The sequence below is a fragment of the Duganella sp. CF458 genome (assembly GCF_900113115.1).
GTDB lineage: Bacteria > Pseudomonadota > Gammaproteobacteria > Burkholderiales > Burkholderiaceae_D > Rugamonas.
This window is the reverse complement of the sequence record NZ_FOOF01000005.1, coordinates 283,292-304,112: the sequence shown is the minus strand read 5'-3', so window position 1 is coordinate 304,112 and position 20,821 is coordinate 283,292. Positions and strand designations below refer to the sequence as shown.

17 protein-coding genes are annotated in these 20,821 nt (G+C 63.5%); 4 read left to right on the top strand and 13 right to left on the bottom strand.

What is annotated here, in order from left to right:
* Position 1: 1 nt before the first annotated feature.
* The 3 genes from pstA to pstS form a co-directional block, all read right to left on the bottom strand.
* Positions 2-859 carry a phosphate ABC transporter permease PstA gene (gene pstA, locus BM269_RS10175; RefSeq protein ID WP_090436899.1) on the bottom strand — a complete coding sequence of 286 codons (858 nt, stop codon included), beginning with the start codon at positions 857-859 and terminating at the stop codon, positions 2-4.
* Positions 856-1,821 (bottom strand): phosphate ABC transporter permease subunit PstC, encoded by a 966-nt coding sequence (pstC, locus tag BM269_RS10170; RefSeq protein ID WP_229204577.1) that lies wholly within the window; start codon positions 1,819-1,821, stop codon positions 856-858. Before pstC ends, pstA begins: the two co-directional genes overlap by 4 nt.
* Positions 1,822-2,006: 185 nt before the next feature.
* Entirely contained in the window at positions 2,007-3,050 is a 1,044-nt protein-coding gene (gene pstS / locus BM269_RS10165) for a phosphate ABC transporter substrate-binding protein PstS (RefSeq protein WP_090436897.1), read from the bottom strand.
* 135 nt (positions 3,051-3,185) lie between these two features.
* Between pstS and ppk1 the strand changes: the two genes are divergently transcribed.
* The gene (gene ppk1, locus BM269_RS10160) at positions 3,186-5,252 is read left to right on the top strand and encodes a polyphosphate kinase 1 (protein ID WP_090436896.1); all 2,067 of its coding nucleotides are present in this window, start codon (positions 3,186-3,188) and stop codon (positions 5,250-5,252) included.
* Between the two features lie 21 nt (positions 5,253-5,273).
* Positions 5,274-5,741 carry a phosphohistidine phosphatase SixA gene (gene sixA, locus BM269_RS10155; protein ID WP_090436895.1) on the top strand — a complete coding sequence of 156 codons (468 nt, stop codon included), beginning with the start codon at positions 5,274-5,276 and terminating at the stop codon, positions 5,739-5,741.
* Between the two features lie 290 nt (positions 5,742-6,031).
* Here the strand turns inward: sixA and fliD are convergent, their stop codons facing one another.
* The 4 genes from fliD to alr all read right to left on the bottom strand — a co-directional run bounded on the left by fliD (position 6,032) and on the right by alr (position 10,205).
* Positions 6,032-7,324, bottom strand: a complete 1,293-nt coding sequence (gene fliD / locus BM269_RS10150; RefSeq protein ID WP_170860335.1) for a flagellar filament capping protein FliD — start codon at positions 7,322-7,324, stop codon at positions 6,032-6,034.
* A gap of 27 nt (positions 7,325-7,351) precedes the next feature.
* On the bottom strand, positions 7,352-7,672 hold the full coding sequence (locus BM269_RS10145; RefSeq protein WP_229204576.1) for a PilZ domain-containing protein: 321 nt from the start codon (positions 7,670-7,672) through the stop codon (positions 7,352-7,354).
* A 66-nt stretch (positions 7,673-7,738) separates the two neighbouring features.
* Positions 7,739-9,115, bottom strand: coding sequence for a DNA repair protein RadA (gene radA, locus BM269_RS10140; protein WP_090436893.1), 1,377 nt, complete (start codon positions 9,113-9,115; stop codon positions 7,739-7,741).
* Position 9,116: 1 nt separating this feature from the next.
* On the bottom strand, positions 9,117-10,205 hold the full coding sequence (gene alr, locus BM269_RS10135) for an alanine racemase (protein ID WP_090436961.1): 1,089 nt from the start codon (positions 10,203-10,205) through the stop codon (positions 9,117-9,119).
* A 125-nt stretch (positions 10,206-10,330) separates the two neighbouring features.
* Here alr and lplT point away from each other — a divergent pair, with 125 nt between their 5' ends.
* Positions 10,331-11,593 carry a lysophospholipid transporter LplT gene (gene lplT / locus BM269_RS10130; RefSeq protein ID WP_090436892.1) on the top strand — a complete coding sequence of 421 codons (1,263 nt, stop codon included), beginning with the start codon at positions 10,331-10,333 and terminating at the stop codon, positions 11,591-11,593.
* A gap of 1 nt (position 11,594) precedes the next feature.
* Here the strand turns inward: lplT and BM269_RS10125 are convergent, their stop codons facing one another.
* From BM269_RS10125 to tsaB, 4 genes are read right to left on the bottom strand one after another with little or no spacing between them, the layout of a single operon-like run.
* Positions 11,595-12,587: a DUF1853 family protein gene (locus BM269_RS10125; protein WP_307152851.1), complete on the bottom strand. Its 993-nt coding sequence runs from the start codon at positions 12,585-12,587 to the stop codon at positions 11,595-11,597.
* Complete coding sequence (locus BM269_RS10120; RefSeq protein WP_139232704.1) at positions 12,556-13,782, bottom strand: uracil-DNA glycosylase; 1,227 nt, start codon at positions 13,780-13,782, stop codon at positions 12,556-12,558. Before BM269_RS10120 ends, BM269_RS10125 begins: the two co-directional genes overlap by 32 nt.
* Complete coding sequence (gene rimI, locus BM269_RS10115; RefSeq protein WP_090436960.1) at positions 13,779-14,249, bottom strand: ribosomal protein S18-alanine N-acetyltransferase; 471 nt, start codon at positions 14,247-14,249, stop codon at positions 13,779-13,781. The genes BM269_RS10120 and rimI overlap by 4 nt, the downstream gene beginning before the upstream one ends.
* Entirely contained in the window at positions 14,249-14,947 is a 699-nt protein-coding gene (gene tsaB / locus BM269_RS10110; RefSeq protein WP_090436889.1) for a tRNA (adenosine(37)-N6)-threonylcarbamoyltransferase complex dimerization subunit type 1 TsaB, read from the bottom strand. Before tsaB ends, rimI begins: the two co-directional genes overlap by 1 nt.
* Positions 14,948-14,987: 40 nt before the next feature.
* Here tsaB and BM269_RS10105 point away from each other — a divergent pair, with 40 nt between their 5' ends.
* Positions 14,988-15,413, top strand: a complete 426-nt coding sequence (locus tag BM269_RS10105) for a thioredoxin family protein (protein WP_090436888.1) — start codon at positions 14,988-14,990, stop codon at positions 15,411-15,413.
* Here BM269_RS10105 and BM269_RS10100 read toward each other — a convergent pair.
* On the bottom strand, positions 15,410-17,677 hold the full coding sequence (locus tag BM269_RS10100) for a xanthine dehydrogenase family protein molybdopterin-binding subunit (RefSeq protein ID WP_090436887.1): 2,268 nt from the start codon (positions 17,675-17,677) through the stop codon (positions 15,410-15,412). The two genes, BM269_RS10105 and BM269_RS10100, sit on opposite strands and share 4 nt — an antisense overlap.
* 10 nt (positions 17,678-17,687) lie before the next feature.
* On the bottom strand, positions 17,688-20,804 hold the full coding sequence (locus BM269_RS10095; protein ID WP_090436886.1) for an EAL domain-containing protein: 3,117 nt from the start codon (positions 20,802-20,804) through the stop codon (positions 17,688-17,690).
* Positions 20,805-20,821: the final 17 nt, after the last annotated feature.

The following is a 20,821-nucleotide window of genomic DNA, read 5'->3' as shown; positions in this document are numbered from 1 at the left end:
GTTATTTTGGTGCTTTTTGCGCAAACACAGTGCGCGACAGGATGTTCAGTGCCAGGACGCTGAAGGTCACGATCAGCGCGCCGCCCCATGCCAGCTCGCGCCAGTTGTCGTATGGGCTCATGGCGAACTGGTAGATCACGACCGGCAGGTTGGCCAGCGGCTGGTTCATGTCGGCGCTGAAGAACTGGTTGTTCAGTGCGGTGAACAGCAGCGGCGCGGTCTCGCCTGCCACGCGGGCCACGGCCAGCAGCACGCCGGTCATCACGCCGGCCTTGACGGCGCGCAGGCGCACCATCACCGACACCTTCCAGCGCGGCGCGCCGAGGGCGTAGGCCGCTTCCAGCAGCGAATTCGGCACCAGTTTCAGCATATTGTCGGTGGTGCGCACCACCACCGGCACCGCGATCAGCGACAGCGCGATGGAGCCGGCGTACCCGGAGAAGTGCTGTACCTTGGCCACGTACATGGCGTACACGAACAGGCCGATCACGATCGACGGCGCGGACAGCATGATGTCGGTCACGAAGCGGGTCAATTGCGCCACCTTGTTCTCTTCACCGTATTCGGCCAGGTAGATGCCGGCCAGGATGCCGATCGGGGTCGACACCGCCGTCGACAGGCCGACCATCATCAGCGAGCCGACGATGGCGTTGCGCAGGCCGCCGCCATCGCTGCCCGGCGCCGGGGTATCGGCGGTGAACATCTGCACGCTCAGGGCGGAGAAACCGTTGACCAGCAGGGTTGCCAGGATCCACAGCAGCGCGACCAGGCCGAGCGACATGGCGCCCACGGACAGGGCCATGCCGACGCGGTGGTAGAACAGGCGCTTACGGTAGACAGGATTCTTGGTCTGGATCATTTCACGCCCTCCTTGCGCGACAGGCCCATCAGCATCAGCTTGGCGCCGGACAGGACAATAAAGGTAATCATGAACAGGAGCAGGCCCAGCGCGAACAGCGAGGACACGTGCAGCGTGCTCGACGCTTCGGCAAATTCGTTGGCCAGGGTCGAGGCGATCGAGCTGCCCGGCGAGAACAGCGAGGTCGGCAGCTTGGCTGCGTTACCGATCACGAAGGTCACCGCCATGGTTTCACCCAATGCGCGGCCGAGGCCCAGCATGACGCCGCCCACCACACCGGTCTTGGTGTAAGGCAGCACCACCTTGCGCACCACTTCCCAGCGCGTGCAGCCCAGGCCATAGGCCGATTCCTTCAGCACGGCCGGCACGATCTCGAACACGTCGCGCATCACCGAAGCGATGAAAGGGATGATCATCACAGCCAGGATCAGGCCGGCGGTCAGGATGCCGATGCCCATGGTCGGGCCCTTGAACAGCGCACCGATCAACGGCACGGCGCCGAGGGTGGATTTCAGCAGCGGCTGCACATATTCGCTGAACATCGGCGCGAACACGAACAAGCCCCACATGCCGTAAATAATCGAGGGCACGCCGGCCAGCAGTTCGATCGCGGTACCCAGCGGGCGGCGCAGCCAGACCGGGCAGACCTCGGTCAGGAACAGCGCGATGCCGAAACTGACCGGGAAGGCGATCAGCAGGGCGATACCGGCGCTGGCCAGGGTGCCGACGATGGCAATTGCCGCGCCGAACTGGTCATTGACAGGATCCCATTCGACGGTGGTGACAAAGCCAGGCCCGAATTCTTTCAGGGCAGGCATGGCGCCGTTGATGAGGGAAATGATAATGCCGACCAGTACAAACAATACGGTCAGCGCGAATACCATCGTGATTTTGTGGAAGAACCAGTCCTGGATGCGCTGCTTGCGCACCACGGACTGCATGGCAGCTACGGAGACACTCATGGTGGCGGGTTCCGCTAACTGGAGGGGGGCTGGTGAGGTGATGTCTGCACTCATGATTTAGTTTTTTGGTTTAGCTAACCGGGGCGGCCTTTTGTTCAAGCTGCCCCGCTTAGCTTCCTCGTTCCACCGGTAACCCGGTGTCAGACCCTGCGGGTCTGACACCGAAGTGCCGGTTTTAGGAAGAATCAGTTCAGCGGCTTGCCCGAAGCATCTTTCAGGTTGGCTTTCCACGAACCCTGCACCAGCTTCACCACGGTGTCAGGCAGCGGCACGTAGTCCAGTTCGGTAGCTGCGGCGTCGCCGTTCTTGAACGCCCAGTCGAAGAACTTGATGACTTCCTTGCCCTTGTTCGCATCAGCCTGCTGCTTGTGCATCAGGATGTAGGACACGCCGGTGATCGGCCAGGAGGTTTTGCCGGCCTGGTCGGTCAGCACCACGCCAAAGCCTGGGGTCTTGGTCCATTCCGCGTTGGCGGCGGCGGCCTTGAAGTTGTCGTCGTCAGGCTGGATGTAGTTGCCATCCTTGTTCTTCAGCTGGGTGTGAGCGATCTTGTTCTTCTTGGCGTAAGCCCATTCCACGTAGCCGATGGCGCCCTTGATACGCTGCACGTTGGCGGCGACGCCGTCGTTGCCCTTGCCGCCTACGCCGGTTACCCACTTGACCGCGGTGCCGGCACCGATCTTGGTCTTGAATTCCGGGTTCACTTTCGACAGGTAGTCGGTGAACAGGAAGGAAGTGCCGGAGCCGTCGGCGCGGTGCACCACGGTGATTTCAGCGGCCGGCAGCTTCACGCCCGGGTTCAGGGCGGCGATGGCCGCATCGTTCCACTGGGTGATCTTGCCCAGGTAGATGTCCGCCACGACCTGGCCGGTCAGTTTCAGTTGGCCAGGGGCGATACCGTCCAGGTTCACCACGGTGACCACACCACCCATGATGGCCGGGAACTGCATCAGGCCGTCAGCGTCCAGCTCTTCAGCTTTCAGCGGCATGTCGGACGCGCCGAAATCGACGGTCTTGGCTTTGATTTGCTTGATACCTGCGCCGGAACCGACCGACTGGTAGTTCAGGCCGTTGCCGGTGGACGCTTTGTAGGCTTCAGCCCACTTGGCGTAGATCGGATAAGGGAAAGTTGCGCCTGCGCCGGTCATGTCCGCTGCAAAGGCGGTCGAGAACGTCATTGCCGCGGAAGCGCCAACAACGAAGGAGGTCAACAACTGTTTCATGCGCATATCAAAGGTCCTTTTCAGGGGTTGGGTTGAATGCTGCGCAGTGTATGACGTCAATATGACAGCTTTATGACACGTAAAAATTAGTTGTAGGACACTGTCACATACTTGTCATATTTCCAAAATACACTAATAGCTATGAAAACAGCATTCCTAGATCGGGAGCTGTCACAGCTGGCGTTCAACCGCCGCGTGATGGCCCAGGCGGAAGACGCCACCATCCCTGTGCTCGAGCGTTTGCGCTACTTGTGCATTGTCAGCAGCAACCTGGACGAGTTCTTTGAAGTCAGGGTGGCCAGCCTGCTGGCCGCCGCCAGCGTCGACGGCGACCTGGCCGCCCACCCTGCCCTGGCGGCCACGCTGGAACGGGTCGGCCATGAATGTCATGAACTGGTCAAGCGCCAGTACGAAATATTTAATACGGCAGTGCTGCCGGAAATGAAGGCCCAAGGCATCCACATCGTGCGCCACAGCCAGCGCAACGAAGCCCAGCGGGCCTGGGTCAAGGATTACTTCGACCGTGAAGTGCGTCCCTTGCTGACCCCGATCGGCCTCGACCCGGCCCACCCTTTCCCGCAAGTTGTTAACAAGAGCCTCAATTTCATCGTTGCGCTGAGCGGCAAGGATGCCTTCGGGCGCGGCACCGCCATCGCCATCGTCAAGGCGCCGCGCGTACTGCCGCGCGTGATCCGCTTGCCGGACCACCTGTCCAAAGAAGGCGGCGTGTCGTTCTGCCTGCTGTCCTCGGTCATCCACGCCCATATTTCCGAGCTGTTTGCCGGGCGCGACGTGATGGCCTATTCCCAGTTCCGGGTGACCCGCGACTCCGACCTGTGGGTCGATGAAGATGAAGTGAAAAACCTGCGCCAGGCGCTGAAGGGCGAGTTGCAAGGCCGCGCCTATGGCCGCTCGGTGCGCATCGAGGTGGCCAAGAACTGCCCGCCCGAGCTGTCGCAATTCCTGCTGGACCAGTTCAGCCTGGACCAGAGCCGCCTGTACCGCGTCGACGGCCCGGTAAACATGGTGCGCCTGAACGAGATCGTGGAACAGGCACGCCGCCCCGAGCTGCGCTTCCCGCCCTTCATCGCCGGCGTGCAGGCCAAGACCGTCAACAATGACATCTTCGCCACCATCCGCAAGCATGACATCCTGCTGCACCATCCGTATCAAAGCTTCCAGACGGTGATCGACTTCATCCGCAGCGCGGCGCTCGACCCGGCGGTGGTAGCGATCAAGCAGACCGTCTACCGCACCGGCATGAACTCCGACCTGATGGAAGCGCTGATTGCAGCGGCGCGCAGCGGCAAGGAAGTCACGGTGGTGGTGGAACTGATGGCGCGCTTCGACGAGGAAGCGAATATCAATTGGGCCGACAAGCTGGAGCAGGCCGGCGCCCAGGTGGTGTATGGCGTGGTGGGCCTGAAAACCCACGCCAAGATCGCCCTGGTGATCCGCCGCGACGAAGGCGGACTGGGCTACTACGCCCACCTCGGCACCGGCAACTACCACCCGACCACGACCAAGTTCTATACCGACTTCGGCATCCTGACCTGCGAGCCGCAACTGGGGCGCGACGTCAACGAAGTCTTCATGCACCTGACCAGCCTGACCAGGCCGCAGCGCATGAACCATATCTGGCTGGCGCCGTTCGCGTTGCAGGACCAGATCATCAAGGCGATCAGGAACGAGGCAAAAATAGCGAAAACCGGGCGACCGGGCCGGATTATCGCTAAAATCAATGCATTAACCGATGAACCGGTAATCCGGGCGTTGTATGCCGCCTCGAAGGACGGGGTCAAGATCGACCTGATCGTGCGCGGCGCCTGCACCCTGATGCCGGGCGTGCCGGGGCTGTCCGAGAATATCCGGGTGCGCTCCATCATCGGCCGCTTCCTTGAACATAGCCGCATCTATTATTTCCGCAACGACCTGGCCCACGACGTCATGCTGGCCAGCGCGGACTGGATGAACCGCAACCTGCTGCGCCGCATTGAAGTGGCGTTCCCGGTGCTGGACCGGGGCCTGAAACGGCGGGTGATTGCGGAAGGTTTGACGCCTTACCTGAAGGACAACTCCAACGCATGGGAGCTGGATTCGCACGGCCACTATCAGCGCCGCAAAGCACGCGGCAAGCAAAAGGCCTACAGCGCCCAACAGCACCTGATGGCGTTACTCGGTACGCCGGCCGATGCGCCGGCGGATTGAAGCCCAGTCACGGGAGGAAGCATGGACCTGATCTTGTGGCGCCACGCCGAAGCCGAACCAGCCCAGCCGGGGCTGGACGACCTGGAACGCACGCTGACGCCCAAAGGGCATAAACAGGCGCGCCGCATGGGCCAGTGGCTCGATTCCGTGCTGCCGGAAAATTGCCGCATCCTGGTCAGCCCGGCCACGCGGACGGTGCAAACCGTCGCCGGGCTGGGCCGCAAATACAAGATCCATCCCGACCTGGCGCCGGGCGCCGACGCCGGCGACATCCTGAAAGCGGCCAACTGGCCGTCGTCCAAGGAAGCGGTGCTGGTGGTTGGCCACCAGCCCACGCTGGGCCAGGCCGCCGCCTTGCTGATGACAGGCGACGATAGCGATTGGGAGATGAAAAAAGGCGCTGTCTGGTGGTTCGTACAGCGCGAGGCGGACGATCCATCGGGTTTCTATCTCAAGGCGGTAATGCAACCCGACCTGGTCACGAAATAGAACTTTCTGCTGGGCTTGTAATTGCCACATTGGATGCTAGAGTTTAGTTGTATCAACTCTAGGGAGCAGCCCCCGGAAACGTCGGCTGATTTGTTATGTGGGTATTGTTCACCATGGGCATATTCGGCGCCATGATCGCGTTAATCGCGTTCGAAGTGGTCTCTGAATATCGCGGCGGACATCATCGCTTGGTCGACCGCTACCACGAGTAGCATTGCGCTTCTGCAGAAGCGAGGCTCCGCAGCAGATCCTTACGGATTCTGGTGACGGGGCCTTCAGTTTTATTGGGGTCAGGCCAGGATGTCGAACAGCGACGAAGCGCCGCCCAGTTGCTCATCCTGCGAATAGAGCCGCGCCAGTGCCTGCGCCTGCACCGTCAGCATTTGCGCCATGGAGGACTTGCGGCTTTGCAGGGTGTCCACTTCGCGGTCGGCCTGGCTCAAGGCGCGCGACACGACGCTGCGTTCGCCGCCCAGGCTTTCCAGGCGCGAACCCAGGGCATCGGCAAGGCCCCTGCCCTCATTGGTGAATACTTTGGCCACCGCTTCCGGATTGGCGGTGATCGCGGCGTTCAATACGCCACTATCGAGCTTGAGACGGCCATTGCTATCGATCGACAGGCCGGCATTGGCAAGCGCCTCGCTGCTGCCGCCGGCCGAACGCACCAGCTGGTCCAGCTGGTTGCGCACCTGGCCCAGCGCGGGATTGCCGCGCAGCGCGCCTTTGCCCAAGGTATCCAGGCGGTCCTGCAGCGCATTGAAGCCTTTGACGAAAGCGTCCACATTTTTCGCGATCTGGCTGTTGTCGCGCGCAATCGTGACGGTCGCATCGCCTTTGTCGGTCAGGTTGAGCGTGACGCCCGCGATGGCCGACTCCACATTGTTATCGGCGCTCTTGATGGCCTTGCCGTCCACGGTCAGGATGGCGTCCTGCGCCGCCTGGGTCTGGGTCGCCTGGCTGAACAGGTTGCGGATCGTGGTGTCGCCGGCAACGGTAATATTCAGTTTGTTCGCCTCGCCGCTGGCACTGCGCAGTTGCAGCGCGGTGCCCGTGCTGGAGCGCACCAGGCTGGCGTCGAAGCCCGCCTCCTTGAGTGCATCGGCGATGCCCTGCAGGCTGTTGTTGCGGCTATCGATGGTGATGCTCTTGCTGCTGTCGCCCGTGCCGATCCGGATCACGGTCGGCGCACCGGTACCGAGCCGCGTATCGGCGGTCTGGACTTCGGGGCTGACGAGGATTTGCTGCTGGGCCAGCTGGCTGACCTTGACTTCGTGCGCGCCGATCGCTGCCGAGGCGTTGGTGGTCACGCCCAGCACGCTGCCGGCCGAACTGCTGCCACGCGTGCTGAGCCCGCTGCCTGCCAGGCTCTCTGCAATATCCTGGAACACCGACAGTGCGGATTGCAACTGTCCCAGGCCCGAGAAACGCGCCTGGGTGAGATTGATACTGGCATTCAGCTTGGCAGCGGCACTGCGCTGCGGCGCCAGCGTCTGCTCGACGCGGGCCAGTACGGCTTCCGATGGGGCGCCGACGACGCTGGCATTCCCCAAGCCCAGCGAAGTCCCGTACATTGTGCTTAGCAAGCTGCTCACATAGTCCATATGGCCAGTTTAGCGCATGAACTTGGTTATTGCACCGGCCGCTTCGTTATCGAGCGGCGCGAAGGTGAAACCGATCTTGAATTCGTCGCCGCTGAAGATGCAATTGTTGACTTTGCCACGCGTGTTGACGATTTGCGGCTTGCCATCGACCAGCATCTCGAACACGACCTGGCCATTGGCACCGACCTGTACCTTGTTGTCGGAGGTCAGGGAAATGCCTGCCAGGCCGAGGTCGAAGGTACGCGCGGCCATTGGCGCGCCGCCATCCATCACAATCATCGCCCGCACGCGCAGGATCTTGCGGGCGCCTTGCCTTGAGTCTAATAACAATTTCTTGTCCGGTTTCTGTTTGGAATCGAGCTTGTTATTGTAGCCAATATTTCGTAAAAATCTATATTACTGGAGCTCGCGCAAGCGGTTAAATGCGTCGTCGATGCGCTCGACCGCGATGATGGTCATTCCTTCAATGGGCTGCTTGGGTGCGTTGGCCTTGGGGATCATGGCAATCGAGAAACCGAGCTTGGCCGCTTCACGCAGGCGTTCCTGGCCGCGCGGCGCCGGGCGGATTTCACCGGCCAGGCCCACTTCGCCAAAGACCACGAATCCGTTCGGCAGCGCCTTGTTGCGCATCGAGGAGTTAATCGCCATCAGCACGGCCAGGTCGGCTGCCGGTTCGGTGATCTTCACGCCGCCCACCGCGTTGATGAACACGTCCTGGTCGAAGGCAGCGATGCCGGCGTGCCGGTGCAGCACCGCCAGCAGCATCGCCAGGCGGTTCTGCTCCAGGCCGACCGAGAGGCGGCGCGCGTTGGGCAGATGGCTGGTATCGACCAGGGCCTGTACTTCGACCAGCAGCGGGCGGGTGCCCTCCTGCGTCACCATGACGCAGGAACCGGGCACCTGGTTTTCATGCGAGGACAGGAACAGCGCCGAAGGATTCGAGACGCCTTTCAGGCCCTTCTCGGTCATCGCGAACACGCCCAGCTCATTGACTGCGCCAAAACGGTTCTTGATCGCGCGCACCAGGCGGAAGCTGGAGTGGTTGTCGCCTTCGAAATACAGCACGCAGTCCACGATGTGCTCCAGCACGCGCGGGCCGGCCAGCGCGCCCTCTTTCGTGACGTGGCCGACCAGGATAATGGTGGTGCCGCTGGTCTTGGCGACCCGGGTCAGCTGGGCCGCGCATTCGCGCACCTGCGCCACCGAGCCGGGGGCCGAAGCCAGCGCATCCGAATACAGGGTCTGGATCGAATCGATCACCGCCACCTGCGGCTTCAGGTCGGCCAGCGTGCCGAGGATTTTCTCGAGCTGGATTTCGGCCTGTAGCTTGAGGTCCTTGGCATCGACCGCCAGGCGCTTGGCGCGCAGCGCGATCTGGGCGCCGGATTCCTCGCCGCTGACATACAGCACGCTCTTGACCTTCGACATATTGGCCAGCGCCTGCAGCAGCAGGGTCGATTTGCCGATGCCGGGGTCGCCGCCGATCAGCACCACGCCGCCCGCCACCAGGCCGCCACCCAGCACGCGGTCGAATTCCTCAATGCCGGTGCCGAAGCGCGGCACGTCCAGCGCTTCGATGTCCTCGAGCGACAGCACGGGCGCGGTCTGCGCCAGCGACTGGTGCTGCGCCTGCGAGAAGCGGTTGCCGCCGGCGGCTTCGATCACGGTTTCCACCATGGTGTTCCACTGCTGGCAGGACGAACACTGGCCGGTCCACTTGCTGCTGATGCCGCCGCATTCGCTGCAGGTGTAATTGGTCTTTGCCTTGGCCATGTTAAGCCTCGACCACGTGCACGCGCGGCGCCAGGGCGCACATCAATTCATAGCCGATGGTGCCGGCGGCGGTTGCCACTTCGTCGATCGGCATGCCCTCGCCCCACAACACGACTTTGCTGCCGACGCGGGCGTCCGGCACATTGCCCAGGTCGACCGTCAGCATGTCCATCGACACGCGGCCGACCAGGCGGGTGCGCACGCCGTCCACCAGGATCGGGGTGTCGACCGGCGCGTGGCGCGGATAGCCATCGGCATAGCCGCAGGCCACCACGCCGATGCGCATGGTTTGCTCGGCCTTGAAGCGGCTGCCGTAGCCGACGTAGTCGCCGGGGCCGATCTCCTGTACGCCGATCAATTCGCTGGACAGGTTCATGGTCGGCTGCAGGCCGAACTCTTCCGCAGTCTTGCCGCCCGGGGTGCCGCCGTACAGCATGATGCCGGGGCGGATCCAGTCCGTCGCCAGGCCGGCGCCCAGTTCCGGCATATGCAGGATACCGGCCGAATTGCACAAGCTGCGCGGTCCAGGCAGGCCGGCCGTGCCCTGGTTAAAGCGGCGCACCTGCTCCGCCAGCGGCATGCATGGGTGGTGCAGTTCGTCGGCGTTGGCGAAGTGGGTCATCAGGGTGATGGTGCCGACGTGCGGGATGGCGCGCAGGCGGGCGTGGGCGGCAGCGTATTCGGCCGGCTTGAAACCGAGGCGGTTCATGCCGGTGTTCATTTTCAGGTGCACATTGACCGGGCGCGCCAGCGGCGTGCGCTCCAGCATTTCAAGCTGCTCGACGCAATGGACGGCGCCCTCGATACTATGTTCTGCCATCGACAGCAAGTCGGCGCAGTCGAACCATCCCTCTAAAAGCAGGATCGGCTTGGTCCAACCCAGTTCGCGCAGGCGCAGCGCATTGTCCGGCTCGATCAGCGCCAGGCCGTCTGCTGCGGCAAAACCGCGCATGCCGCGCTCCAGCCCATGCCCGTAAGCATTGGCCTTGACTACTCCCCAGGCCTTGGCGCCCGGCGCGCAGGCTTTCGCGCGCTGCAGGTTATGCTGCATTGCAGCGAGATGAATGTGCGCGACGATTGGCCTTGGCATGACGAAAACCGGTGAAAAAGAATGGCGCATTTTACCGTTTGTGCCAGCGGAATGCAGGGTGAAATCTTTGGAAACCAACCTTTCCATGGTATAAAGCATCCCGAGATAATTATCGGGCGTCCTGAATGAATCGTGGTTTTTATACCATCATGGCCGCGCAGTTCTTTTCGTCGCTGGCAGACAATGCTCTGCTCATCGTAGCGATTGACCTGCTGGTGTCCATGCAAGCTCCGGCCTGGGTAACTCCCCTGCTGAAGCTGACTTTTGTGCTGTTTTACGTGCTGTTGGCAGCATTTGTAGGTGCCTTCGCTGATGCCCTGCCTAAAGGCCGGGTCATGTTCATTTCCAACCTGATCAAGATCTTCGGCTGCGCGCTGATCTTCTATAACGTGCACCCGCTGGCCGCCTACGCGGTAGTCGGCTTTGGCGCGGCGGTCTACTCGCCAGCCAAGTACGGCATCCTGACCGAGCTGCTGCCGCCGGAAAAACTGGTGGTGGCCAATGGCTGGATCGAGGGCTTGACCGTCAGCTCCGTCATCCTCGGCTTCGCCCTCGGCGGCGCCCTGGTGGGCGGTCCGGTTTCGGCGGCCCTGAACAACTTCGATATGCCAGGCATTGCAACCGGTATCGACACGGTCAGCGAGACCGCGCTGGTGGTTGTCATGATCTGCTACCTGCTGGCGACCTTGTTCAACTGGCGCATTCCCGATACCGGTGCGCGCTACGCGCACCAGGAGCATTCGCCACTGCGCCTGATCAGCGAATTCGCCAACTGCTGCGGCATCCTCTGGCGCGACAAGCTGGGCCAGATCTCGCTGGCAGTGACCACGCTGTTCTGGGGCGCCGGCGCCACCCTGCAATTCATCGTCCTCGAGTGGGCCAAGCAATCGCTGGGCATGCCGCTGGATAAGGCAACCAGCACGATCGCCGTCTTTGCTGTCGGCGTTGCGCTTGGCGCAGGCCTCTCGGCACGCTTTATTACGCTGCGCAACTCGCTGCGGGTAATTCCGCTGGGGATTGCCATGGGCATCGTCGTCATGCTCATGGTCTTCGTCCATGATGTTCGGCTGGCGTATCCGCTGCTGGTCCTGGTCGGGCTGCTGGCGGGCTTTTTCGTGGTGCCGATGAATGCGCTGCTGCAGCACCGCGGCCACGTCCTGATGAGCGCAGGGCATTCGATTGCAGTGCAGAACTTCAACGAAAACCTGTCGATCCTGACCATGCTGGCCATGTATTCGCTGATGGTGAAAATGCATTTGGGCATTAACGCCATCATCGTGCTGTTCGGCCTGTTCGTGGCGGGTTCGATGTTTGCGATCCAGCAATTGCATCGCGCCAACCAGCGGCAGCACGATTCGCTCAGCCTGATCGGCGAGCAGAAACACTGATCTAGGCGGGCAACGCCCCGTCACTGCGGCGCGCCTGGGCACGGGCGCGCCAGCCATCCGGCACCACAAAGCCGCGCTCCACTTCTTCCAGCCAGCCTGTCTCGTCCCGCACCGTAGCGACCAGCACCGGGTTGGCGTCGGCGATGAATTTCTCCGCCAGCACATCCAGCAGTTCGGCCCGCGCCAGTGGCGCTGGGGTCGGTGCGTTTTCGCTGCGCGCCAGCGGCGTGCGCAGCGGCGCCAGCCATTGCAGGCGCGGCATCACGATGAATAGCTCGCCCGGTGCGGCGGCTTGCTCGCTGAGCGTGCGCCAATGGCCGCGGCAATGGTCGGGCGAGATGCCTTCGATCTGCGGCGCGGGTTCGGTGGCGTGGTAGAACAGCCAGCCCTTGACCAGGGCCTGTGCCTTGGTGACTGGCGCGGGGGCGATCGTTTGCGCGATGGGGTGCTGCGAGAGCTGCAACTGCGCATTGAAGATTTTGCGCATCTTCAGGCCGAGCGTGTCGGCCAGGTTGGGGCCGACCAGGCGGTTGTAGTTTCCACTATCCGGATCACCGTCCAGCAGGTAGAACTTGGTGGCGAACTCGATGTGGAGCAGGTTTTCGCTGCCCTCTTCGCGCAGCAGGAAGTCGAATTCGCCAATGGTACCGTTTTTGCCGTCGCGCACTTGCAGGCCATGGGCGGCCAGCGCGCCATGCTGGGCGAAATAGAAGGCCATCAGCTTTTCGGCGTACAGGCCAAGGCGCGAGTAGAAACGGGCACCGAGGGCCGCGTCCAGCGGCGAAGGGTCGGCATCGAGGTCGTCCAGCCAGTTGGCCACGGCGGGCGAGATCGGGCCCAGCGTGGCGATCCTGCCCTGCCAGTGCGGGCTGTTCGGGTCAAGCAGGTCGGGCGAATCGAGCAGCCAGGCCAGCGCGCGGACGTGGGGCCGCGCAAGGTGGCCCCATTTGCGATGGAATGTCCTAGCGTCGGCCGGCATGGGCGGCTTTGGCAAGGCACAAGTCCTGCCATGCCTTGGCCTTTTCTTCCGGCTTGTTGAGCAGGTCGGCCGGGTGATAGGTGGCGACCACCGGCACACTGCCGTGCAGCATGATGCGGCCGCGCGCGGCGCCACCCAGCAGGCCTTTGCCGGTGGTGTGGCCGAAGGCGACGATGACTTTCGCCTGCGTCAGTTCCAGCTCGCGCTGGAGGTATGGGCGGCAGGCCTGCAGTTCTTCGGCGCTTGGCGCGCCTGGGGCGTGGCATTTCACCAGGCTGGTGAGGTAGGCGCCCTGTTCCGTGGTCTGGCCGACGGCTTTCAGCATATTGTCGAGCAGGTAGCCGGGGTCGCCGGCGAACTGGTAGCCTGCCGCGTCTTCAGCCTGGCCCGGTGCGGTGTCGAGGGCGATCCAGGACGCCTGTTCATCGCCGCGCCCTGGGACCGCTTGCCGGCGGGTTTCGCAACGGCCGCAGCGCGTGCAGGCACTGATTGCCGCTTGCAGCGCGGGCCAGTCCATTTGCGCGATCTGTTCTTCGGTGGCCTGGCCTGGTTGCGGCACGCGGGCGACAGTGGCCGGCGCCATGCCCGCTGCGGCGGGTTGCTCATCGTCGAACCACGATGGCGGTTCGCCCATCGGGATATCGTCATTGGCCGGCATATCGTCAGCCCTGGCTGCGGGCGCAGGGCTGGCGGTGCGCGGCGGTGGCGCGGGCCGTGCCGCTGGGGCTGGGCGCTGTGCCGGCGCTTCGACGGGCTGTTCGGGGGCGGCCACTTTCTTGCGTTGCGGTTTGTATTCCGGCGTTGGGGCGTCGTCAAACCAGGACATGTCCTCGCCGGTCGAGGCGATGCTTGGCGCACCGGGCGTGCGCGCTGGTGCAGTCGGAGCTTCTGGCGCGGATGGCGGGGCTTGGCGCGCCTCTACTGGCGCTGATGGCGGCTGGGTGTTGCCGGGGGCACGTTGCGGCGCGGCGGGCGCGGATTGCTGGGCAACGGCTGCCGCGTGCGGAGCGGATGGCGCGGCGGACTGGACGGGTGGCAGCGGCGCCTGCGCAGGTTCAGCGCTGGCGGAGGCGGAGAGGGCCGCAGTATCGGCGGCAGCGGCAGCATCGGCCACATCGGCAGCAGCAGCCGTAGCCGCGCGAGAACGCAGGCGCCACTGCGGCCCCACGCCCATCTCTTCCAGGAACACTGCGGATCGACGATCACTCATAGCCCAAAACGCATCACGATAGCGTCCTCACGGGTTGAATCGGCAGCAGGATAATAGCCTTTGCGGCGCCCGATCTCGGCGAAGCCGTAACGCTGGTAGATCTCCAGTGCGCGTATATTGGACGGACGCACTTCCAGCAGAACCGACTCCATGCCCAGCCCGCGCGACAATGCGACCGCCTGGTTCACCAGCAAGCGGCCGACGCCGCGCCCCTGCCAGTTGCGCGACACCGCGACATTCAGCAGGTGCGCCTCGTCGACAATTCCCATCACCAGGAAGTACCCCATCAACTGCCGGTCCTGGGCGCGCAGCACCCAGGCGTGATAACCCTGCGACAGGGAATCGGAAAAATTGGCACGGCTCCACGGATAAGGATAAACCTCCTGCTCCAGCGCCACCACCTCTTCGAGGTCGCTTTCCTGCATCGGCTCGTAAATGAGCCGGGCCAGATCCCATAACTGATGCATCATGCCTGCGACGCCTTCATCTCTTCACGTTCTGCCTTGGTATAGGCGACCTTGTTGCGCAGGTAAAGCGGCTGCGCCTGCGCGGCGGGCACGGCGTGGCCGGCCGCGAAAGCGGCGCGTCCCAGCTGCGCAAGCTGCACCGCATGCGGCATGACCGCGCCGTCGGCGCCGTCGGCGAAAGCCTGGCCGGCGAACGCCTCGGCATAGGCGGCAAAGCCGTTGCCGCAAGCGCGGGCCGGGCCGGCCGGTGCCACTGCGCCTGGCGCCGACAAGGCCGGCGGCACGACCGCGACCGGCAGGCCGCCTTCAAAACGGTACTGGGCCCAATAGACTTCGTTCATGCGCGCGTCGAGCACCGCCAGGACTTCATCGGAACCATGGCGTTCGCGGCAAGCCAGGGCCATGGCGTCCAGTGTCACGATCGGCAGCAACGGCAAGCCGGCGCCAAATCCCAGGCCCTGGGCAATGCCGCAAGCGGTGCGCACGCCGGTAAAGGAGCCGGGACCGGCGCCGTAGGCGATGGCATCGCAATCACGCAGGACAATGCCTGCCTCGGCGAGCAGTTCCTGGATCATGGGCAGCACTGCCTGGGAATGGGTGCGCACGCCGGACGATTCGCGGAAAGTCACGCGCTCCCCGCGCAGCAAGGCGCAGGAAGCCATTTCAGAGGATGTTTCGATTGCAAGAATGGTAGCCATGGCCGGTATTTTACCCTGTGGGCATGTACAATAGCACCCCATGCACAGCACTACCCTACATGCCGACAACCGCGCCGAAGTAGCCTCCGCGCTGGCGCAGGACCGACTGGTCGTGGCCTGCCTGTGCGCCGCCTGGTGCGGCACCTGCGCTTCCTACCGCGCGGTTTTCGATGAACTGGCAAGCCGCCACCCGGACAAATACTTCCTCTGGGTCGATATCGAAGACCACGCCGACCTGGTCGGCGACCTGGATGTCGAGAACTTCCCTACCCTGCTGATCCAGCGTCACGAGCACGTGGCCTTCTTCGGCACCATGCTGCCCGATCCGAACGTGGCGCATCGCCTGATCGAAACCCAGGCTGAACTCTCCGACGAAGAACTGGCGCGCCAGGCGGCGTCCACTGCGGAACGCCGCCAGTGGCAGCAGGAATGCAACCTGCGCGCCTTGTTAGGCCAGCGCGATTAGGCCACCCTCAAGGGCAGGCTGCGCAAGCGCTGCCCCGTCAGCGCGAACACTGCGTTGGCCACGGCCGGCGCAACAGGCGGCGTGGCCGGCTCACCAACGCCTTCCGGCGGTTCGGCGCTCAGCACGATCACCGTCTCCACCAGCGGCACCTCATTCATGCGCAGCACCGGATAGTCGGCGAAATTGCTTTGCACGACCTTGCCGTCCTTGATGGTGATTTCGCCGCCCAGTGCCGCCGACAGGCCGTAGACCACACCCGATTCCACCTGCTGCGCGATGATGTTCGGATTGACGGCAATGCCGCAGTCGATCGCGCACACCACGCGGTGCACGCGGATCTGCTTGTCCTGCACCGATACCTCCGCCACCTGCGCGACGATGGCGCCGAACGACTGGTGCAGCGCCACGCCATGTGCGCGCCCCTCCGGCGCCTTGCCCGCCTTGGAGATGGCGGCATTCAGCACCGCCAGGTGGCGCGGATGGTTCAGCAGCATGGTGCGGCGGAATTCCACCGGGTCCTTGCCGGCCGCACTGGCCATTTCATCGACAAAGCTCTCCTTGAAGAAGGCGTTTTGCGAGTGTCCCACCGAGCGCCAGTTGCCCAGCGGGACCGGGCTGTCGACCACAACGTGGTTGATCTGCTGGTTGGCGATCTCGTACTGCATGTCGTACACGCCTTCGGCGGTCGAGCGGTCCGGCCCGGCGCCGGGCAAGCGCAGGTTGCGCTTGGTAAACTGGTGGGTCAGCGCCCCGCCGGCCGTCTTGGCTTCCCAGGCGATGATGTTGCCGGCCGCATCCAGGCCCGCCGTCATGCGCGCCACGGCTGCCGGACGGTAGACGTCGTGCGTGGTGTCGTCCTCGCGGCTCCAGATCACCTGCACCGGCAAGCCCTTGGCTTCGCGTGCAATGGCGACCGCCTGCGCCACCATGTCCATCTCCAGGCGGCGGCCAAAACCGCCCCCCAGCAGGTATTCATGCAGGATCACATTGGCTTCGCTGACACCGCCGACGCGGGCGGCAGCGGCGCGCGCAAAGGTTGGCGCCTGGGTGCCGACCCATACCGTGACCTTGCCGTCCTTGACCTGGGCCGTGCAGTTGATCGGCTCCATGCAGGCATGCGCCAGGTAAGGCACACGGTACACCGACTTGATGGTGCGCAGTGCGCTTGCTGCCTGCGCCATGTCGCCGCGCTGGTGATAATTGTCGCCATCCTCGGCTTCGAGGGCATTGGTCAACGAAGCGTAAATATCTTCACTCGAGAGCTTGGCGTTGGCGCCATCATCCCAGCGGATCGGCAGCGCGGCGGCGGCCTGCCTGGCCTGCCAGTAGCTGCCCGCGAGGACCGCAACGCCGGCACCGGCGCCGTAATTCTCTTCGATGGCATTGGAGAAATCGATCACGGACAGCACGCCCGGCATCTTCACCACTTCACCCGGCGTAACGCCCGCGACCTTGCCGCCCACCACCGGCGACATGCGCACCGCCGCATACACCATGCCTTCCGGGCGCACGTCGATGCCATACACCGCCGCGCCCTCTGACTTGATGCGCGAATCGCGGCGCGGCACGCTGGTGCCGATCAGGCGGAAGCTGTGCGGGTCTTTCAAGACGACCTTGCCCGGCTGGCCAAGCGCAGCGCGCGCAGCGACCACGCCATAGCCAACCGATTTCTTGCTGATGTCGTGATACAGCACGCCATTTTCGGCACGCACCTGCTCCGGCGGCACTTTCCATTGCTGCGCGACTTCGGCAACCAGCATGGCGCGCGCCGTGGCGCCGGCTTCCCGCATCGAGGTCCAGGCATCCTTCACGCTGGAGGATCCGCCGGTAATCACAATCCCCATCTCGCGCGCCACCTTGCCCAGCATCCAGCTCGACAGCTCCCGCGAGCGGCCGGTGTCGTCCGGATGGAATGGCAAGGTTTCGCGCATCACGGCCAGGTTGGCGTAGATCTTGTCGGCCGGCGCCTGGATCAACTTGATCGCGTCCAGGCTCACATCCAGCTCCTCGGCTACCAGCATGGACAGCGCCGTGTGGATACCCTGCCCCATTTCCGCGCGCGGCATGGCCAGCTGCACGCTGCCGTCCGGCGCGATAGCGATCCAGCCGTTCAAGGCCACAGCGCCGTTTTCCAGCGGCAGCGGCGCTTGGCCGCGCACGCGCTGGCGCGGCGGCATCACGCCCCAGCCGACCACCATGGCCCCGGCGACGGCGACGCCGCTCAGCAGGAAACGGCGGCGGGAAATTTTCTTTGGTGTGAGCATGGCCCCCTCTTTATGGCAGCCAGCGCTGCAGCAAATCGTCCGGCAGCACCGGACGGCTGTAATAGAAACCCTGCGCCTGGTTGCAACCGTGGCGCAGCAGGAAGGCCGCCTGCTGTTCCGTCTCCACGCCTTCGGCGATCACGGACAGGTTCATGCTGCGGCCCAACTGGATGATGGCAATGGCAATCGCTTCATCATTGACGTCGGTCGAGATGTCTTTGATGAAGGAGCGGTCGATCTTGAGCGTCTGCACCGGCATCTGCTTCAGGTAAGCCAGGGACGAATAGCCGGTGCCGAAATCGTCGATCGCCAGCGATACGCCAACTGCATGCAGGTCGTTGATGAAGCCCAGCGCGTCGCCGGTATTCATGATCACGGACTCGGTCACTTCGAGCTGCAGGCGATGCGGCTCCAGGCCCGTTTCGCGCAGGATGTCGGCCACCATGGTCACCATGCTGCCGCGCTCGAACTGCTTGGCGGACAGGTTGACCGCAATCTTCGGCACGTGCAGCCCGGCTTCCTGCCAGCGCACCATCTGGCGGCAGGCTTCGACCAGCACCCACTGGCCCAGCTGGCTGATAAAGCCCGTATCCTCGGCCAGGGGGATGAAGCGATTCGGCGGCACCAGGCCCAGTTCCGGGTGGTTCCAGCGCACCAGCGCTTCCACGCCCAGCAGCTTGCCGGAATCGATTTCAACCTGCGGCTGGAAGTTCAGGAACACTTCCTCTTTTTCGATGGCGCGGCGCAAATAGGTTTCCAGGCGCAGCCGCTCGACGCCCTCGCCCGACATGGACGCCTGGTAGAAGCGATAGCCGTTACGGCCGCGCGCCTTGGCCTGGTACATGGCCACGTCGGCGTTGCGGATCAGCATATTCAGGTCGCTGGCATCGCTCGGGAACACCGAGACGCCGATCGAGCAGGTCACGAACAATTCGTGACCCGCCACCATGAACGGATGCTCGAACATGGTCACAAGCTTTTCGGCGACCTGGCCGGCGCCATACTGGCCTTCCACATCCTCCAGCAGCACGATGAACTCGTCGCCGCCCAGGCGCGCCAGGGTGTCGCCCTCGCGCAGCTTTTCCGACAGCGCGTGCGCCACCTGCTTCAGCAGTTCGTCGCCGATATGGTGGCCCAGGGTGTCGTTGACGTTCTTGAAGCGGTCCAGGTCGATGAACAGCAGCGCCAACTGCTCGTTGCCGCGCGTGGCGCGCTGAATGGCGTGCTGCAGGCGGTCGTGGAACAGCAGGCGGTTCGGCAACTGGGTCAAGGCGTCGTGGTGGGCCAGGTGATCCAGCTTTTCCTGCGACTGCTTGACCAGGGTGATGTCGCTGAACACGCCGACATAGTGGGTCGTCACGCCGCGCGTATCGCGCACGGCGGTCAATGTCAGCCACTCCAGGAACAACTCGCCGCTCTTGCGCATGCTCCAGATTTCGCCGCGCCAGTAGCCGTGCTCAACCAACTCCTTCCACAAGCCGGCATGGAAGCCCTCGTCGTGGCGGCCGGAACGCGTCAGGCCGACGTCGTGGCCCAGCGCCTCGGATTCGGTGTAGCCGGTAATTTGCGTGAAGGCCGGGTTGACGGCGACGATGGTGCCTTTGTCGTCGATCACCATCACGCCGTCGGCAATATGTTCCAGCACGGTGGCCGACAGGCGCAGTTTTTCTTCCGCTTCCTTGCGGGCGCTGATGTCGGCATAAACCCAGATCGAGCCTTCGTTCGGGCGGTTCTGGTCGATGGCGCAACCGGACACCATGCACCAGAACAGCGAGCCGTCCTGGCGCCGGTAATTGCGCTCTTCGCTGAAGTACTCGCCGTTGCCCAGCGTGGAATACTGGCGTGCGCCGGCCGATTCGAAATCGAAGGTGGTCGGGAACACGATGGCGGTGGATGCGCCGATCATCTGGCCAGGCTGGTAGCCGAACAAGTCTTCGCAGCGGCGGTTGACCGAGACGATGGTCCGGTGGCGCACAAACATCACGCCGAACATCACGTTATCCAGGATCGCGCTCTGCTCCGCCAACAGGCCTTCGATGCGCATTTCATTGTGCTTGCGCTGGCTGATGTCGGAGATGATGCCATCCACCCAAGGCGCGCCACCCGCCTCCGCCGCCTGCGGCTGGCCATTCTCGGCCACCCAGCGCTCGATGCCGGCGGAATCCATGATGCGGTATTCGATTTCGTAAGGCTTGCCGTCCTGGATCGCCTGTACCACCACGCGGCGCTGGCGCTTGCGGTCCTCCGGGCAGATCAGGTTGGCCCAGGCATGGGTGGTGCTGCGCATGAACTGCGCGGCGGAGTAGCCGGAGATTTCCTCGATGGCATCCGATACGAAGTCGATCGGGCCATCGGGGCGGAAGCGGAACACGGCACCCGGCACCTGGGTCACGATGGTGCGGAAGCGTTCTTCGCGCTGGGCGATGTCTTCGAACAGGTGCTTGATCGCCACCCGCATCTGGTCCAACTGGCCGGCCAGGCGGCCCAGCTCATCGCTGCCGCTCAACTCCATGCGGGTTTCGAAATCGCCATGCGACAGGCGGTCGGAGAAGCGCATCAGCTTGCGCAAGGGCTTCAGCAGGCGCTGGTTCAGGAACAGCACGATCAGCAGCAGCGAGACGGTAAGCTGGGCCGCCAGCACGAACACATAGGACAACTGCTTCTCGCGCAATTCCTGCTGGCTGCGCGCGTCGTCCATCTCGACCATGATCTTGCCGATCTTTTCGCCGCGCACCATGATTTCGCGCTCGGCGCGCACCACATTGCCGATGGCGCGCTTGGGCGCTTCGACGTGCATGAACTGGGTGTCGGCCTGGCCGGTGACCTGCACCTGCAGCACCGAACGGTCGCGCATCACCGATTCGACCAGCGAATGGGCCGATTCCGCATTCATGTTCCACAGGGATTCCTGCATGCCGAGGGCCAGGATGTCGGCATTGCGTTGCAGCGATTCGTTCAGGGCGGTCTGGGCGGACTTTTGTTCGTGCACCCCGATCAGCAGGTAGGAGCCGATAATAGCCGGTATCACCAGGCCGCCAAATACCACCAGTAACAAGGCGCCATAAATCGACAGCCCATACAGAGCGCTCAGGCGGGACCTTAATTTGTTATAAAAATTCCGAGCCATTCAGCAGGTCTGGTGGA

Bases quoted from the DNA above. Each gene is read 5' to 3' on its own strand.
- pstA (WP_090436899.1), bottom strand. From the start codon at position 859: ATGATCCAGACCAAGAATCCTGTCTACCGTAAGCGCCTGTTCTACCAC.
- lplT (WP_090436892.1), top strand. From the start codon at position 10,331: ATGAATCGTGGTTTTTATACCATCATGGCCGCGCAGTTCTTTTCGTCG.
- BM269_RS10095 (WP_090436886.1), bottom strand. From the start codon at position 20,804: ATGGCTCGGAATTTTTATAACAAATTAAGGTCCCGCCTGAGCGCTCTG.
- ppk1 (WP_090436896.1), top strand. From the start codon at position 3,186: ATGAAAACAGCATTCCTAGATCGGGAGCTGTCACAGCTGGCGTTCAAC.
- pstC (WP_229204577.1), bottom strand. From the start codon at position 1,821: ATGAGTGTCTCCGTAGCTGCCATGCAGTCCGTGGTGCGCAAGCAGCGC.
- BM269_RS10100 (WP_090436887.1), bottom strand. From the start codon at position 17,677: ATGCTCACACCAAAGAAAATTTCCCGCCGCCGTTTCCTGCTGAGCGGC.
- BM269_RS10120 (WP_139232704.1), bottom strand. From the start codon at position 13,782: ATGAGTGATCGTCGATCCGCAGTGTTCCTGGAAGAGATGGGCGTGGGG.
- pstS (WP_090436897.1), bottom strand. From the start codon at position 3,050: ATGCGCATGAAACAGTTGTTGACCTCCTTCGTTGTTGGCGCTTCCGCG.
- radA (WP_090436893.1), bottom strand. From the start codon at position 9,115: ATGGCCAAGGCAAAGACCAATTACACCTGCAGCGAATGCGGCGGCATC.
- tsaB (WP_090436889.1), bottom strand. From the start codon at position 14,947: ATGGCTACCATTCTTGCAATCGAAACATCCTCTGAAATGGCTTCCTGC.
- rimI (WP_090436960.1), bottom strand. From the start codon at position 14,249: ATGCATCAGTTATGGGATCTGGCCCGGCTCATTTACGAGCCGATGCAG.
- alr (WP_090436961.1), bottom strand. From the start codon at position 10,205: ATGCCAAGGCCAATCGTCGCGCACATTCATCTCGCTGCAATGCAGCAT.
- BM269_RS10105 (WP_090436888.1), top strand. From the start codon at position 14,988: ATGCACAGCACTACCCTACATGCCGACAACCGCGCCGAAGTAGCCTCC.
- sixA (WP_090436895.1), top strand. From the start codon at position 5,274: ATGGACCTGATCTTGTGGCGCCACGCCGAAGCCGAACCAGCCCAGCCG.